Annotated in this window: 10 protein-coding genes and 2 pseudogenes; 1 reads left to right on the top strand and 11 read right to left on the bottom strand. The window is 61.1% G+C overall.

The window, feature by feature from the left end:
• Positions 1-182: 182 nt before the first annotated feature.
• Together AB3L03_RS20970 and AB3L03_RS20965 are read right to left on the bottom strand one after the other, a co-directional pair.
• The gene (locus AB3L03_RS20970; RefSeq protein WP_018453184.1) at positions 183-539 is read right to left on the bottom strand and encodes a cupin domain-containing protein; all 357 of its coding nucleotides are present in this window, start codon (positions 537-539) and stop codon (positions 183-185) included.
• Positions 540-553: 14 nt separating this feature from the next.
• On the bottom strand, positions 554-1,477 hold the full coding sequence (locus AB3L03_RS20965) for a glyoxylate/hydroxypyruvate reductase A (RefSeq protein WP_085350778.1): 924 nt from the start codon (positions 1,475-1,477) through the stop codon (positions 554-556).
• A 278-nt stretch (positions 1,478-1,755) separates the two neighbouring features.
• Between AB3L03_RS20965 and AB3L03_RS20960 the strand changes: the two genes are divergently transcribed.
• On the top strand, positions 1,756-2,634 hold the full coding sequence (locus tag AB3L03_RS20960) for a GNAT family N-acetyltransferase (RefSeq protein WP_085361110.1): 879 nt from the start codon (positions 1,756-1,758) through the stop codon (positions 2,632-2,634).
• 238 nt (positions 2,635-2,872) lie between these two features.
• Here AB3L03_RS20960 and gabD read toward each other — a convergent pair.
• The 9 genes and pseudogenes from gabD to acs form a co-directional block, all read right to left on the bottom strand.
• A pseudogene (gabD, locus tag AB3L03_RS20955) lies at positions 2,873-4,350 on the bottom strand (NADP-dependent succinate-semialdehyde dehydrogenase).
• A gap of 62 nt (positions 4,351-4,412) precedes the next feature.
• Positions 4,413-5,195: an alpha/beta fold hydrolase gene (locus tag AB3L03_RS20950; protein ID WP_231190210.1), complete on the bottom strand. Its 783-nt coding sequence runs from the start codon at positions 5,193-5,195 to the stop codon at positions 4,413-4,415.
• 148 nt (positions 5,196-5,343) lie between these two features.
• Entirely contained in the window at positions 5,344-7,266 is a 1,923-nt protein-coding gene (locus tag AB3L03_RS20945) for an acyl CoA:acetate/3-ketoacid CoA transferase (protein ID WP_368506981.1), read from the bottom strand.
• The gene (gene phaC / locus AB3L03_RS20940; protein WP_204512496.1) at positions 7,266-8,387 is read right to left on the bottom strand and encodes a class III poly(R)-hydroxyalkanoic acid synthase subunit PhaC; all 1,122 of its coding nucleotides are present in this window, start codon (positions 8,385-8,387) and stop codon (positions 7,266-7,268) included. Before phaC ends, AB3L03_RS20945 begins: the two co-directional genes overlap by 1 nt.
• On the bottom strand, positions 8,384-9,058 hold the full coding sequence (locus tag AB3L03_RS20935) for a poly(R)-hydroxyalkanoic acid synthase subunit PhaE (protein ID WP_204512497.1): 675 nt from the start codon (positions 9,056-9,058) through the stop codon (positions 8,384-8,386). The genes phaC and AB3L03_RS20935 overlap by 4 nt, the downstream gene beginning before the upstream one ends.
• A 21-nt stretch (positions 9,059-9,079) precedes the next feature.
• A pseudogene (locus AB3L03_RS20930) lies at positions 9,080-10,251 on the bottom strand (iron-containing alcohol dehydrogenase).
• Positions 10,248-10,862, bottom strand: a complete 615-nt coding sequence (locus AB3L03_RS20925) for an adenylate kinase (protein ID WP_026232477.1) — start codon at positions 10,860-10,862, stop codon at positions 10,248-10,250. The pseudogene AB3L03_RS20930 and the gene AB3L03_RS20925 overlap by 4 nt, the downstream one beginning before the upstream one ends.
• Before the next feature lie 21 nt (positions 10,863-10,883).
• Positions 10,884-11,411 (bottom strand): inorganic diphosphatase, encoded by a 528-nt coding sequence (gene ppa / locus AB3L03_RS20920; protein ID WP_018453173.1) that lies wholly within the window; start codon positions 11,409-11,411, stop codon positions 10,884-10,886.
• Positions 11,408-13,462 carry an acetate--CoA ligase gene (gene acs / locus AB3L03_RS20915; protein ID WP_368506980.1) on the bottom strand — a complete coding sequence of 685 codons (2,055 nt, stop codon included), beginning with the start codon at positions 13,460-13,462 and terminating at the stop codon, positions 11,408-11,410. The genes ppa and acs overlap by 4 nt, the downstream gene beginning before the upstream one ends.
• Positions 13,463-13,500: the final 38 nt, after the last annotated feature.

Genomic DNA, 13,500 nt, shown 5'->3' with positions numbered 1-13,500 from the left:
CTGCACGACGAGAACGCTCTTGGATTTGCGACAGGCGAGCAAAGCCGGCTCATTTGAGCAGTAAAGGCCGCACACCGCATTTTTTCATCGAGAATTGCCTGACGGCGCTGAAGCCGGTCAGGCGCGACTTTGAAAGTCGATTGTTCTGCCAAGCCAGATTTCGACCGCTCTGAGCATTGCGCTCAGTCATAAGCGCTGACGTAGATCTTTCGCACGGTCTCGATCGTGCGCCAGACGCCGACAAAGCCCGGTTTCATCACGAAGCTGTCGCCGCCGCGGTAAGTCCTGGTCTCACCACCCTTTTCCTCAATTTCGATGAGACCCGAGATGATGTGGCAGAACTCGTAAGTGGTGCCTTTGATGGAATGGGTCTCGCCGGGCGTTGCTTCCCAGACGCCGGTCAGCACCTTCTCGGCTTTGGAGGCGTCCTGCGCCCAGGTCTTGAAGGATGGATTGCCCGAAATGAGTCGTTCCGGAGCAGGCAAGGTGTTCTTTGGTGCGAAGTCCGGATTGGTATCGATAGTAATCAGAAGTGACATGGCATTATCCCTGGTTAATAGCCGAGTGTTCGATCAACAAGCCCGATCGGATTTTTTCCCGCGCGGTGGCGCCTGATGTTTTCTACGACGGATTGTGCCGCCGTATGCGGTTGCGTCACGGATGCGATGTGCGGCGTTATCATGACCTTCGGATGTGCCCAGAGCGCATGGCCTTCCGGCAGCGGCTCGGGGTCAGTGACATCGAGCATAGCTGCTGCAAGGCGGCCGCCGTCGAGCGCCTCGATGAGTGCGGCCTGATCGAGCTGCGGGCCGCGGCCGACATGCAGCAGTCGCGCTCCCATCGGCAAAAGCGAGAAGAGTTTTGCGTTCAGGAGGCCGCGGGTTTGCTCCGTCAGGGGCAGAAGACAGACGAGAATATCCGTTCCACTCAGGAAACTGCCCAGCTGATCGTCGCCATGAAAGCAGGTGACGCCCCCGACCACCTTTTTGCTGCGGCTCCATGCGGCAAGGGAAAATCCAAAGGGCTTGAGGCGATCGATTGCCGCTTGCGCCATCATCCCAACGCCCAGGAAACCCACGCGACGTTCGGTCGCCTGTGGAGTGACAATATCTTGCCACTCGCCCCTTCTCTGCTGCTCCCGATATGCGAGCATCTCGCGATGGAGCGCCAGCACGCCAAGCACGACGTATTCCTGCATCATGCGTATGATGCCATCCTCGACCATACGCACCAGCATCACATGATCGGGTATGATCTCGGGCACGAACTGGTCGACTCCGGCACCGATCGAAAAGAGCACCTCCAAATTGCGATAACGCGAGACGTCGTCCGGCACGTTCCAGGTCAGCAGATACCGCACCTTTTCCGGGTCGATGCTTTTCCTACCCTGGTAGAATTCCAGATCGGGGAACTCGCGCGCAAATATCTGGCGGAAAATTTCGCCCCGAGCGGCATCGGAATTGAAAAGAAACCCCATCGAGGGACCCTTCGTGTCACGCGGCGAGATGCTCGATGACTTGTTGGCGCGCAGCGAGCTCGCCGGACATCTACAGCCTAGCGGCAAGCAGAAGCTTTCTCTGCCGAATATCGGTGCGCTATATGCCGAACATTTCGAACACTTGCACCAAAACAGGTGAAACCTGCTGGCTTTCCGTGCAATGCTGCGGCAAACACGTCTGCTGTCGCAACTGGGCAGCAGGTTCATAAAGCACGACAAGCCATAGACGTTGGCATTCCGCGAAGGAATGAACTGAGATGGGACGATCCGTACGCCTGAAGTCCTTCGAATTGGTCGCGCGCGACATTCGAGACGTTGATGTGAAGCTGCTCCACGCGCTCTCGATTGCCGTCGGCTGGCCGCATCGGCCAAAGGACTGGGATTTCCTGCGCCGCGCCGGTCAGGGCATCGTCGCTGTTGACGGCATCGGGCGCGTTTTCGGAAGTGCGATGTGGTTCCCCCACGGACGCGAATTCGCCACCATCGGCCTGGTACTCACATCGCCGCGCACCCAAGCACAAGGTACCGGCCGATGGCTGATGGAACAGGTGTTCGAACGGTGCGAGGATCGGAATCTTGCCCTGAACTCGACCGATGCTGCCTATCATCTTTATCTGTCGCTGGGCTTCACCAAGGAAGCGGTCGTGTATCAGTGGCAGGGAGAGATCGTATCACCCCTTCCACCGACATCAGTTCTGGATGGCGAATTGAGGTCGGCGTCGGCCGAAACTCTCAATGAGATTGCGGCGCTGGATGAGCGCGCATTCGGCACGAGCCGCCGGGAGCTGCTTGCTCTGCTTTCGGAAGGTGCGTCAATCTGTGTACTGCGCCGCGACGGCAAGACCGTCGGCTACTCCATGAAGCGCGAATTCGGGCGTGGTCACGTGATCGGTCCCATTGTCGCCAGCAATGATTATGACGCGATCCATCTCACGGCCGTGCATCTTAAGGATCTCACCGGCCGTTTCGCCCGCGTCGATACCCGGGAGCAGACGGGCCTGTTTGCTGACTATCTTCAGCAGAGCCGCCTCGCGATCAGCGAGACGGTCACAACCATGTCCAAGGGGCGGCGATTCCTCAACCGAAAGGAAAACGAGCCGTGGGTCTACGGATTGGCCGCTCACGCGTTGAGCTGAGCTGTGAAGCGAATTGTTAGTGGCGCCTGTCCCACGAATATAAATGATAACGACCACTTATTCGGCAACTTCGATTCCGGAGTGTCGGAAAAATTTTCGCGGCGAATTTCGATATTCCGAGCAACAAAACTAAACCGCTGAATGTTGCGACTATTCCCTACGTGGCCGCTCCTCCCCATTCAAGCTACGGCCCGAAACGGTTTCCGCCCATGCGTTGTTCCGCGATGCCGGCAGCCGCTCAAGTGGCAGAACTCTGGATGCTACCCATGCAGAGGTATTTGATTTCCAGATAGTCCTCGATGCCGTATTTCGAACCCTCACGGCCGTTGCCGCTCTCCTTGACGCCGCCGAACGGTGCAACCTCGGTCGAGATCAGGCCTTCGTTGATACCGACGATGCCGTACTCGAGCGCTTCGGCAACGCGCCAGACCCGTCCGATATCGCGGCCGTAGAAATAGGCCGCAAGTCCGAACTCGGTATCGTTCGCAAGGCGGATCGCTTCCTCTTCAGTCTTGAAGCGGAATACGGGCGCGACCGGGCCAAAAGTTTCCTCCCGGAAGATCAACATGTCCGGCGTGGCGTCCGCCAATACCGTCGGTTCAAAGAACGTGCGGCCAAGCGCATGGCGCTTCCCACCGATGGCGACGCGCGCTCCCTTGGAAACCGCATCGGAAACATGCTCTTCGACTTTCTCCACGGCGGCGATGTCGATCAGCGGACCAATCGCGACGCCGGGCTCGAACCCGTCACCGATCTTGAACGCACTAACCGCCTCAGCCAGACGCGAGACAAACAAATCGTAGATCTTGTCCTGCGCAAGGAAGCGATTGACGCAAACACAGGTCTGGCCGGCATTGCGGTATTTCGAAGCCATCGCGCCCTTGACCGCGGCATCGATGTCCGCATCGTCGAAGACGATGAACGGCGCGTTGCCGCCGAGCTCCATCGATGTCCGCTTCACCGTCGACGCGCTCTGCGCCATCAGCTTCTTGCCGATTTCGGTCGAACCCGTGAATGTCACCTTGCGTACGATCGGATTGGAGGTCATTTCGCCGCCGATCGCCGACGCCGAACCCGTGATGACGGACAGCACACCTTGAGGGACGCCTGCCCGCTCCGCCAGCAGCGCAAGCGCCAGCGCGGACAGTGGTGTCTGGCTTGCCGGCTTGACGACCATGGTGCAACCCGCCGCCAGGGCCGGGCCCGCCTTGCGCGTGATCATCGCGGCCGGAAAATTCCACGGGGTGATTGCGGCACAAACGCCGATCGGCTGCTTTAGCACGATGATGCGTCGGTCGGCCGTGAACCCCGGATCGTATCGCCATAGACGCGTTTTGCTTCCTCGCCGAACCACTCGACGAAGCTTGCGGCATAGGCGATCTCGCCCTTGGCTTCAGCGAGCGGCTTGCCCTGCTCCGCCGTCATGATCGCACCGAGATCGTCCTGGTTCGCCATCATCAGATCGAACCAGCGTCGCAGGATCACGGCGCGCTCTTTCGCGGTACGGGCTCGCCACGCCGGTAGCGCAGCGTTGGCGAATTCGATCGCCCGCCGGGTCTCGGCCATCCCCATGTTGGGGACATGTCCGACCACGGCGCCGGTCGAGGGATTATCGACCGTGATGGTGGCGCCGTTATCGGCGGCTACCCACGCACCTGCCACCGGACAGGCATCGCGCAACAGGGTCGGATCTTTGAGCGTGAGTTTCGAAGCCATGATGAAGACAGCCAGGTTGGAATTAACACGTTATGATGCAGTTCGGCATGAAGCATTCAGCGCTAAGTGGAGTCGTGGCCGCTCAGAAACTGCGTCACGACCTCGATCTGTTCGTCAGCGATCAGGGCCGGCGCATGCCCGCAGTCCGCGACGGTGTGAACGCGGACATTGCGATTGCGCCGCATCATGTCCATGAGGACGCCTTCGGAAAGCAAATCCGATTGCTGCCCGCGTATGACCAGAATGGGGACATCGATCGCATCCCAGTATTTCCAGAGATCGACGCTGTAGTGCCAAGGGTTTCGAAAGGCCTGAGCGATGTTCGCATCGCACAGCGGCTTGAAGCAGCGCCCCTCCACGCTCCAGGCCACGCTATGCGTTGTCAGATGCCGCCAGTGCACATCCTCCAATCGCCCGAAAGGCGCCAGAACCCGCCGGTAGTAGCCTTCGGCCTGTTCGATCGTCTCAAACGATTTGGGCGCCTCGTTGAGATTGGCACCGAGACGAAGCAATCCGGTCCAGGGCAGATAGGGTCCGATGTCGTTGATGACGATGCGACGGATCGGACTGCCCGGAAGGGCGGCCAGCGCCATCCCGATCAAGCCGCCCAGCGACGTTCCAACCCAATCGATCTCCGTTGCACCAAGAGCTGCCATCAACACGGTCATGTCGCTGCAATATTGCGGCAAGGCATAGTCGCTGCTGTCGTGCAGCCGTTCGCTTTGTCCGCGGCCCGGCAAGTCCGGGCAGACCACCTGCCGCCCTGCCATTGCGAGAACTGCGGCGAGGTGATCGAAGTCCCGGCCGTTTCTGGTCAAGCCATGGACGCAGAGCACCGGCCGCACCGCGGGCGCGGGCCCCCAATCCGTGAATGCGATACGATGGAAGCCGCGCCGGGTCAGCCCGCGCACCGATCCGGTGCGGTCGGGCGCCCTCTGCCGTCCTTCAGGCCAGTCCGTGGGGCGCAACTCGGTGGATTTCAGCCCCATCGGTCTATTCGACAAACCGGTGGGCGTCGGCCGAGGTTTCGAAGATATGTGGCGCGACGTCGCGGCGGGCCAACGCGTCGCCGAGCTTCAGGCGCATGAATGCGCTGGTGGTGTAGCGCGAGGCATGATCGTAGCAGGTCCGCTCGACCTCGGCGGCCATTGAAAACCATTTCTCCGCCATATCGGGAGCGATGTAAGACGAATCGTAGTTGACGACTGCGGAAAACCGGCGTCCGACACGATGGAAGAGTTCGAGGATCGACGCCCGGATGACCTCGACGTCGGCATCTCTATGGACCCGATAGCCGTCAAGTCCGAGAAACAGCGTGTTGCGATCGGCATCGTACGACAGCCGCTCCGCCAGCGGCCGATTGAGCAGCCGGTCGTCGAGCTGCATCAGCGCTTCGCTGAACAGCGAAACGTCCATGGATTTCGGCGCGCGGACGATGGGCCGAAAGCCCATGAGCGCGAGAATGTCGCGCTGCATATCGATACCCGGCGCGATCTCGATCAGTTCGAGGCCTTCGGGAGTGAGGCGGAACACGCATCGCTCCGTCACATAGAGAACGGGCTGCCTGTTGGTTGCGGCAAGCTGGCCCGAAAACGTGATCTGATCCACCTTGTCGATGAATTTCGAGGACTTGCCTTCGCTGAGGATCTTGAGCTGACCATCCACGACCGACGTCTTGAGCCCACCGGTGGTGAAGGTGCCTGCGAAGATCAGCCGGCGCGCATTCTGGGATATGTTGATGAAGCCGCCGGCGCCGGCCAGACGGCCATTGAACAGGCTGACGTTGACGTCGCCGCGGCCATTGACCTGAGCCATGCCGAGACAGGCCAGATCGAGCCCGCCGCCGTCGTAGAAATCGAACATCTGGTTCTGGTCGATGATCGATTCTGCATTGATCGAAGCACCGAAATCGAGGCCGCCTTGCGGAATGCCGCCGATGATGCCGGGCTCGGCAGTCAGCGTCACAAAGTCGAACAGCTTTTCTTCGGCGGCAACCGAGGCGACTCCCTCCGGCATGCCGATGCCGAGATTGACCACGCCGCCCATCGGCAATTCCAGGGCGCAGCGGCGCGCAATGATCTTGCGGTTATCCAGCGCCATCGGAACATTGCGATCGGCCGGCGCGCGCAATTCGCCCGAAAATGCTCCGTTGTAACCAGTGGCATAGGTCTGGACATGGTTTTCGGGCTGCGCAACGACGACGCAGTCGATCAAGACGCTCGGAATTTTGACGTGACGCGGATTGAGCGAGCCGGAGGCGGCGATGCGCTCCACCTGCGCGATGACGAATCCCTTGCAGTTTTTGGCGGCCGTTGCCAGCGCCAGATTGTCGAGGGTCAACGCCTCTTTTTCCATCGAGATGTTGCCGTTGTGGTCGGCGGTGGTACCTCTGATGATCGCAACGTTGATGGGAAATGCCTTGTAGAACAGCCATTGTTCGCCGTCGATTTCGATCATCCGCACCAGCTCTTCGGTGGTGCGCGCATTCAGCTTTCCGCCACCATTGGCCGGATCGACGAAGGTGCCGAGCCCGACCTTGGAGAGAAGCCCGGCCTTGCGCCCCGCAATTTCGCGAAACAGATGCGATACGCATCCGAGCGGCAAGTTATAGGCCTCAACGTGATTGTCGACCGCCATCCGGGCGAGCTTCGGAACCAGGCCGAAATGTCCGCCGACCAGGCGTTTGATCAGGCCGGGATGCGCCAGGCGGTTGAGGCCGCGATCGGCGCCGTCTCCCGGCGCCGCCGCGAACACCAGCGAAAGGTCCCGCGGCTCTCCGGTCTGGACGAAGCGCCGCTCCAGCGCCTTGATGATTTCATCGGGCGTTCCCACGCCGACGAAGCCGGACGAGGCGACGGTGTCACCGGAACGGATGATGGCAACCGCCTCGGCGGCGTCGACGATCTTGTTGCGCATCAGGATTCACTTCCGGGATTGGCGTCGCGGGCGACCAGCCAGTCGGCGATGCTCTGGCTCAGCTTGCCCTGCGATTTGCTGGAGACGAACAGGCCGACATGGCCGCCGGGCAGCGGGATTTCGGTATAATCCGTGCTGCCTATCTTCGCTCCGAGCGCGCGCGAGCAGTCCGGCGGAATGATGTGGTCGTCCAGCGCAAAAACATTCAGCACGGGAGCCGTGATCGACTTCAGATCGACCCGGCGGCCGGACAGCTCAAAGCTGCCCTCCACCAGGCGGTTCTCCTGGTAGAGATCCTTCAGCCACTGCTTCGCCGCTCCGCCAGGATGATGCGGACGGTCCGCGAGCCACTTTTCCATGCGCAGGAAATTCATGAACTTGGCGTCGTCATCGACGATGTCGATGAGATCGACATTGTATTTCGTCAGTGAGCGCATCGGCGTCATCATCGAGAACACCGAGCTCATGAACTCGCCCGGCAGCACGCCGTAAGTATCGACCAGCTTGTCGATGTCATCAGGATCGAGGCTGCGGGTCCAAAGGTTGAGGAAGCCGTGGTGAGCGGCCTTGTCCTTGACATCGGCATGGAAGTCGATCGGAGTGATGGTGATGACGAGATTTTTCACCTTTTCCGGACGCAGAGCGGCGTAGCACGTCGTAAAGACGCCGCCTTCGCAGATGCCGAGCAGCGTGATCTTGTCATGGCCGGTTTCCTGCGCGATGCGGTCGACTGCGGCATCGATGTAGTCATCGACGTAATCATCAATTTTCAGCCATCGCTCGGTTCGGCCCGGCTGGCCCCAGTCGATCAGCCAGAGATCGAGCCCTTTTGAGAGAAGGCTGCGCACCAGCGAGCGGTCAGGCTGTAAATCAGCCATGGTATACCGCCCGATCAGGCCGTAGGCCAAAAGGACGGGCGTCTTCGCCGTCGCTTCTGCCATCGGCTCATAATGGAACAGCTCGACCTTGTCGCGGCGCATCACGAGATGCTTCGGTGTCGTGCCGATGGCGACGTCTTCATCCCGCGTATTGGCGATCAACTGTGTCGCCTTGAACATCTTCTCGGCGTTGGCCGCCATGTCACGGGCGAAGCGCGAGGTTTGGTTCTCCTGATCGCTCATCGTGCGGCTTCGCTCTTCTGGTCGCGGATCTGGCGGGCGAGCGTACGGACTTCTCGGCGAAGTTCGGTCAATTGCTGCGTCACGTCGTCGAAATCCTTGCGGGTCGGCAGCCCCAACATGGCTGACGCGGCCTCAGCGACATCATCCTGCCGACTCCGCAATTTGAGTCCCGCCTGGAGTAGCTCTTTCTGAGCTTGCAAAAACCCGTCGGTGCGCTGATTGCGGATCAGTTCCTCGTTGGAGATTTCGCTCCATTTGGCGAACGCCTCGCGCCACTCCGGATGCGGGGAGCCATCGCTGCCGGTGGCGGACATCGTCTCGTAAAACCGCTTCGACGCTTCAGGCCATGGAGCGGCAGCAACCGCATTGTAGCTCGCAAGCCGCTGGCGCATCTCGATCCAGGCCCCAAAGGCCAACGCCATTTTCCGGTCGATGTCCCAGACGTCGGCCAGCCGCGGCCCCTGCGCCATCCGCTCGATCGCCGCCGACAGTTCGTTGCCGTCGCCAAAACCACCCGGCTTTTCCGACAGACGCGCCAGCATGAACGGTGCCATCGACCCCGACCACGCCTCGACCATGCGGTTCGAGGATTCGGCCATCGTCTGCCACAGCTTCGCCCATTCGAGGCCGGGATCGGAATCAGCGGAAGCCGATTTGTCCTTCTCGCTCATGCTGCTCACTCTTTGTGCCGCTCAGGCCGCCGCGCGGTTGCCGAACGCCTCGGTGTAGATCGCCAGCGCATCGTCGAAGCTGAGTTCGCGCGGGTTGTTGACGAGAAGCCGCGTCTGCTTCATCGCATCCTCGGCGAGCTTCTTCAGGTCGCCCCTCGCAATGCCGACATCGGCCAGCGAGGCCGGCACGTTGCAATCCCGGCAGATCGCTGCGATCGCATCGACGAACAGCCGTGCCCGCTGGCTGACACTCATTCCTTCCGACTTGGGATCGACGATCGGCGCCAGTTCGGCGTAGAGGCCTTCTGCCTCCGGCAAATTGAATCGCAGCACCTGGGTCAGCACCAAGGCATTCGACAGGCCATGCGGCACGTGGAACAGCGCGCCGATCGGATAGGCCAGCGCGTGCACGGCGGCGACCGGGGAATTGGCGAACGCCATGCCGGCCAGCATCGAACCCAGCAGCATTTGCGACCGCGCTTCGAGATTAGATCCGTCCGCACAGACCGTCCGGACATTCGCCGACAGCAGGGCGAGAGCCTGCCGTGCCAACTGGTCCGACATCGGATTCTTCCGGTGCTTGCTGGTATAGGCTTCGATCGCATGGACCATGGCGTCGATGCCGGTCGCCGCGGTGACATGCGCGGGCAGGCCGAGCGTCAGCTCCGGATCAAGGATCGCCCAATCCGGAAGCAGGCGGGGCGCAACGACTCCTTTTTCTCAGTCGTCGGCGTGGTGACGATCGCGATCGGGGTCACCTCCGAGCCCGTTCCGGCCGTTGTCGGCACCAGCAGCAGCGGAAGGCGTTCGCCCTTGGCAAGGCCGACGCCGTAGATATCGTCGAGGCGATCAGGCGTCTTGGCCAGATAGGCCACCAACTTCGCGGTATCGAGCGCGCTGCCGCCGCCGATTGAGGCAACCAGCTCGATGTCCTTGTCACGGCAAAGTGCGACCGCCCGCTCGATGATATACGACGGTGGATCCGCCTCCACATCCTCGAATATTGTCAGTTCGCAGCCGCCGGCAACCAGGCCAGCCTCGGCGTTTCTGGTCAGGCCGGCATTGCGTACGCCCTTATCCGTAACCAGCAGAACACGTTTTGCCCCGTATCCAGCGACCAACTCCGCCAGCTTTTTCGATGCGCCTGCCTCGAACAGGATGTTGGGGGGTGCCTGGAAGGTAAACGCTTTCATCTGACGTCACTCCTGATCTGATCGGACGTTACTGCCGCAAGCGCCGCGGCGAGCTGTTCGGTCACGGCGTCAATCGGCTGCAAACCGTCGACGACGTTGAGCAGTCCCTGCGACCGGTAGTATTCCGTGACCGGCGCGGTTTGCTCGCGATAAACGCCGAGCCGGGTCTTGAAGACCTCGGGATTATCGTCGCGGCGCACCGGCTCGCCTCGGCTTGCCGCATCGTCGGCGCGCCCTTTGATGCGGTCGAGCAGCGCATCTTCGTCGACCTCGAGCTCAAGCACCGCATCGAGCTTGATGCCCCGGGTGGCGAGTTCCTGATCGAGCGCTTCGGCCTGCGCGACCGTGCGCGGGAAGCCGTCAAGGATAAAGCCGCTTACCGCATCGGAATGGTCGATACGATTAGCGATCACCGATACCACGACGTCGTCGGGCACAAGCTCACCCCGATCCATGATGTGCTTGACGCGCAATCCCGCAGCCGTGCCTTCCGCAACCGCCTGGCGCAGCATGTCGCCGGTCGACAATTGCGGGATCGCAAATCGAGTGACGATCCTCGTCGCCTGCGTGCCCTTACCTGCGCCTGGCGGCCCCAACAGAACCAGTCTCATATCATTGCCCATATCTCGGTTTCAGCTCTTTGCCCGCGCGATGGCCTCGACGATCAGCCGGCGCGCTTCGGCACTGTCGCCCCATCCGATCACCTTCACCCACTTCCCCGGCTCCAGATCCTTGTAGTGTTCAAAGAAGTGCTGGATCTGCTCGATCGCGATCTGCGGCATGTCGGCGATCCCGTTGACGTGTGCGTAGCGCATCGTCAGTTTCGGCATCGGCACGGCGATGATCTTCTCGTCGCCGCCGCCCTCGTCATCCATCTTGAGCACGCCGATCGGCCGCACATTGATTATGGCGCCAGGAGCGATCGGCCGCGAATTGGCCACGAGCACGTCGATCGGATCCCCATCGTCCGAAAGCGTGTGCGGAACGAAGCCGTAATTTCCGGGATAGCGCATCGGCGTATACAGGAAGCGGTCGACGAACAGCGCGCCCGCCGCCTTGTTCATTTCGTATTTGATCGGTTCACCGCCGATCGGAACCTCGATGATGACATTGACGTCCTCCGGGGGATTGTCGCCGATCGAAATCGCGTCGATATTCATTTCGGCGCCGCCTTTTGGCTATGGCGGTTTTTGATGAGATCATCGACCACCGCCGGATCGGCCAGGGTTGAGGTGTCCCCGAGCGCGCCGACTTCGTCCTCGGCGATTTTGCGCAGAATACGACGCATGATCTTTCCAGAGCGGGTCTTGGGCAGGCCCGGCGCAAACTGAATGACATCGGGTGCGGCGATCGGTCCGATCTCCTTGCGGACCCAGGCCACTAGTTCCTTGCGCAACTCTCCGGAGGGCTCCGCATCCGACATCAAGGTGACGTAGGCGTAGATGCCCTGCCCCTTGATGTCGTGCGGAAAACCGACAACAGCGGCTTCGGAAACCTTCTGATGTGCGACGAGCGCGCTTTCGACTTCGGCTGTCCCCATGCGATGACCGGATACGTTGATGACGTCGTCGACGCGGCCGGTGATCCAGTAGTAGCCGTCGGCGTCGCGCCGGCAGCCATCGCCGGTGAAATACTTGCCCGGATAGGTCGCGAAGTAGGTCTGCATGAAGCGCTCGTGGTCGCCGTAGACCGTGCGCATCTGGCCTGGCCAGGAATCGGCGATGACGAGATTGCCTTCGCATGCGCCGGTCAGCACGGCACCACTTGCGTCCACCACTTCCGGCATCACTCCGAAAAACGGCAGGGTTGCCGAACCGGGCTTCAAAGCCGTCGCGCCGGGAAGCGGCGAGATCAAGATGCCGCCTGTCTCGGTCTGCCACCAGGTATCGACGATCGGACAACGTCCATCGCCGACCACGCGGTGATACCAATCCCACGCTTCCGGATTGATCGGCTCGCCCACCGAGCCGAGCAAGCGCAGCGACGCACGGCTGGTCTGTTTGACCGGCTCTTCCCCCGCACCCATCAACGAACGGATCGCGGTCGGCGCGGTGTAGAAGATGTTGACCTTGTGTTTGTCGACGACCTGCCAAAAGCGCGATGTTGAGGGATAGTTCGGGATCCCCTCGAACATCAGCGTGGTCGCGCCGTTGGCCAGCGGCCCATAGACGATGTAGCTGTGGCCGGTGACCCAGCCGACATCGGCGGTGCACCAGTAGATGTCGCCGTCATGATAGTCGAACAGATACTGGTGCGTCATCGACGCAAAAACGAGATAGCCACCCGTGCTGTGAACGACGCCCTTTGGAGCACCGGTTGAACCCGACGTGTAAAGAAGGAATAGCGGATCCTCCGCGTTCATTTCGACCGGCGCGCAGTCGGCCGAGGCCTTTGCCACCTCGTCCGCGTACCAGACGTCGCGGCCGTCGACCCAGTCGATGCCACCGCCGGTGCGCTTGACCACGATCATCGTCTTCACGATGCCGGCCACCTTCTTCAGCGCATCGTCGGCATTGACCTTCAGCGGTACCTTGCGCCCGCCGCGCAGCCCCTCATCGGCGGTGACCAGGACTTTGGACTGGCAGCCCTCGATACGTCCGGCCAGGGCATCCGGCGAGAACCCGCCGAACACGATGGAATGGACCGCCCCGATCTGCGCGCAGGCGAGCATGGCATAGGCGGCTTCCGGAATCATGGGCAGGTAGATCGTGACGGTGTCGCCTTTCTTCACACCGTGACTTTTCAGGACATTCGCGAAACGACAGACCTGATCGTGCAACTCCGCGTAGGTGATGTGCCTGGATTCGGCGGGATCGTCGCCCTCCCAGATGATCGCGACCTGACCGGCACGCCGGGCAAGATGCCGGTCGATGCAGTTCATCGCCACATTCGTGGTGCCGTCCTCGAACCACTTGATCGAGACCTTGCCGGGCGCAAAGGAGGTATTCTTCACCTTCGTGAACGGCTTGATCCAGTCGATCCGCTTGCCATGCTCCGCCCAGAAAGCATCCGGCGTCGACACCGACGAAGCATACATGCTGCTGTATTTCGCAGCGTCAGCATGAGCCCGCCGTGCCCAGCCGGCCGGCACGTCATGGATCAGCGTATCTGACTTTTCCGTGCCCACCTTGGAGCCTCCCCGACGCACTGCGATGCGATTGTCTTGATCGGATGATGCATCGTCCGCGCTCGGAACGCGTGCAGGCAACATCCTGTGATCAGCGATTTGATTTCGCTCTGAGGCGACCG

It is taken from the genome of Bradyrhizobium lupini, assembly GCF_040939785.1.
GTDB classification, from domain to species: domain Bacteria; phylum Pseudomonadota; class Alphaproteobacteria; order Rhizobiales; family Xanthobacteraceae; genus Bradyrhizobium; species Bradyrhizobium canariense_D.
The sequence above is the reverse complement of the archived record's forward strand: the minus strand, read 5'-3'. Positions and strand labels throughout refer to the sequence as shown.

Coding starts and splice junctions, on each gene's coding strand:
- AB3L03_RS20970 (WP_018453184.1), bottom strand. CDS start 539: ATGTCACTTCTGATTACTATCGATACCAATCCGGACTTCGCACCAAAG.
- AB3L03_RS20935 (WP_204512497.1), bottom strand. CDS start 9,058: ATGAGCGAGAAGGACAAATCGGCTTCCGCTGATTCCGATCCCGGCCTC.
- ppa (WP_018453173.1), bottom strand. CDS start 11,411: ATGAATATCGACGCGATTTCGATCGGCGACAATCCCCCGGAGGACGTC.
- AB3L03_RS20925 (WP_026232477.1), bottom strand. CDS start 10,862: ATGAGACTGGTTCTGTTGGGGCCGCCAGGCGCAGGTAAGGGCACGCAG.
- AB3L03_RS20965 (WP_085350778.1), bottom strand. CDS start 1,477: ATGGGGTTTCTTTTCAATTCCGATGCCGCTCGGGGCGAAATTTTCCGC.
- AB3L03_RS20945 (WP_368506981.1), bottom strand. CDS start 7,266: ATGCGCAACAAGATCGTCGACGCCGCCGAGGCGGTTGCCATCATCCGT.
- AB3L03_RS20960 (WP_085361110.1), top strand. CDS start 1,756: ATGGGACGATCCGTACGCCTGAAGTCCTTCGAATTGGTCGCGCGCGAC.
- acs (WP_368506980.1), bottom strand. CDS start 13,462: ATGTTGCCTGCACGCGTTCCGAGCGCGGACGATGCATCATCCGATCAA.
- phaC (WP_204512496.1), bottom strand. CDS start 8,387: ATGAGCGATCAGGAGAACCAAACCTCGCGCTTCGCCCGTGACATGGCG.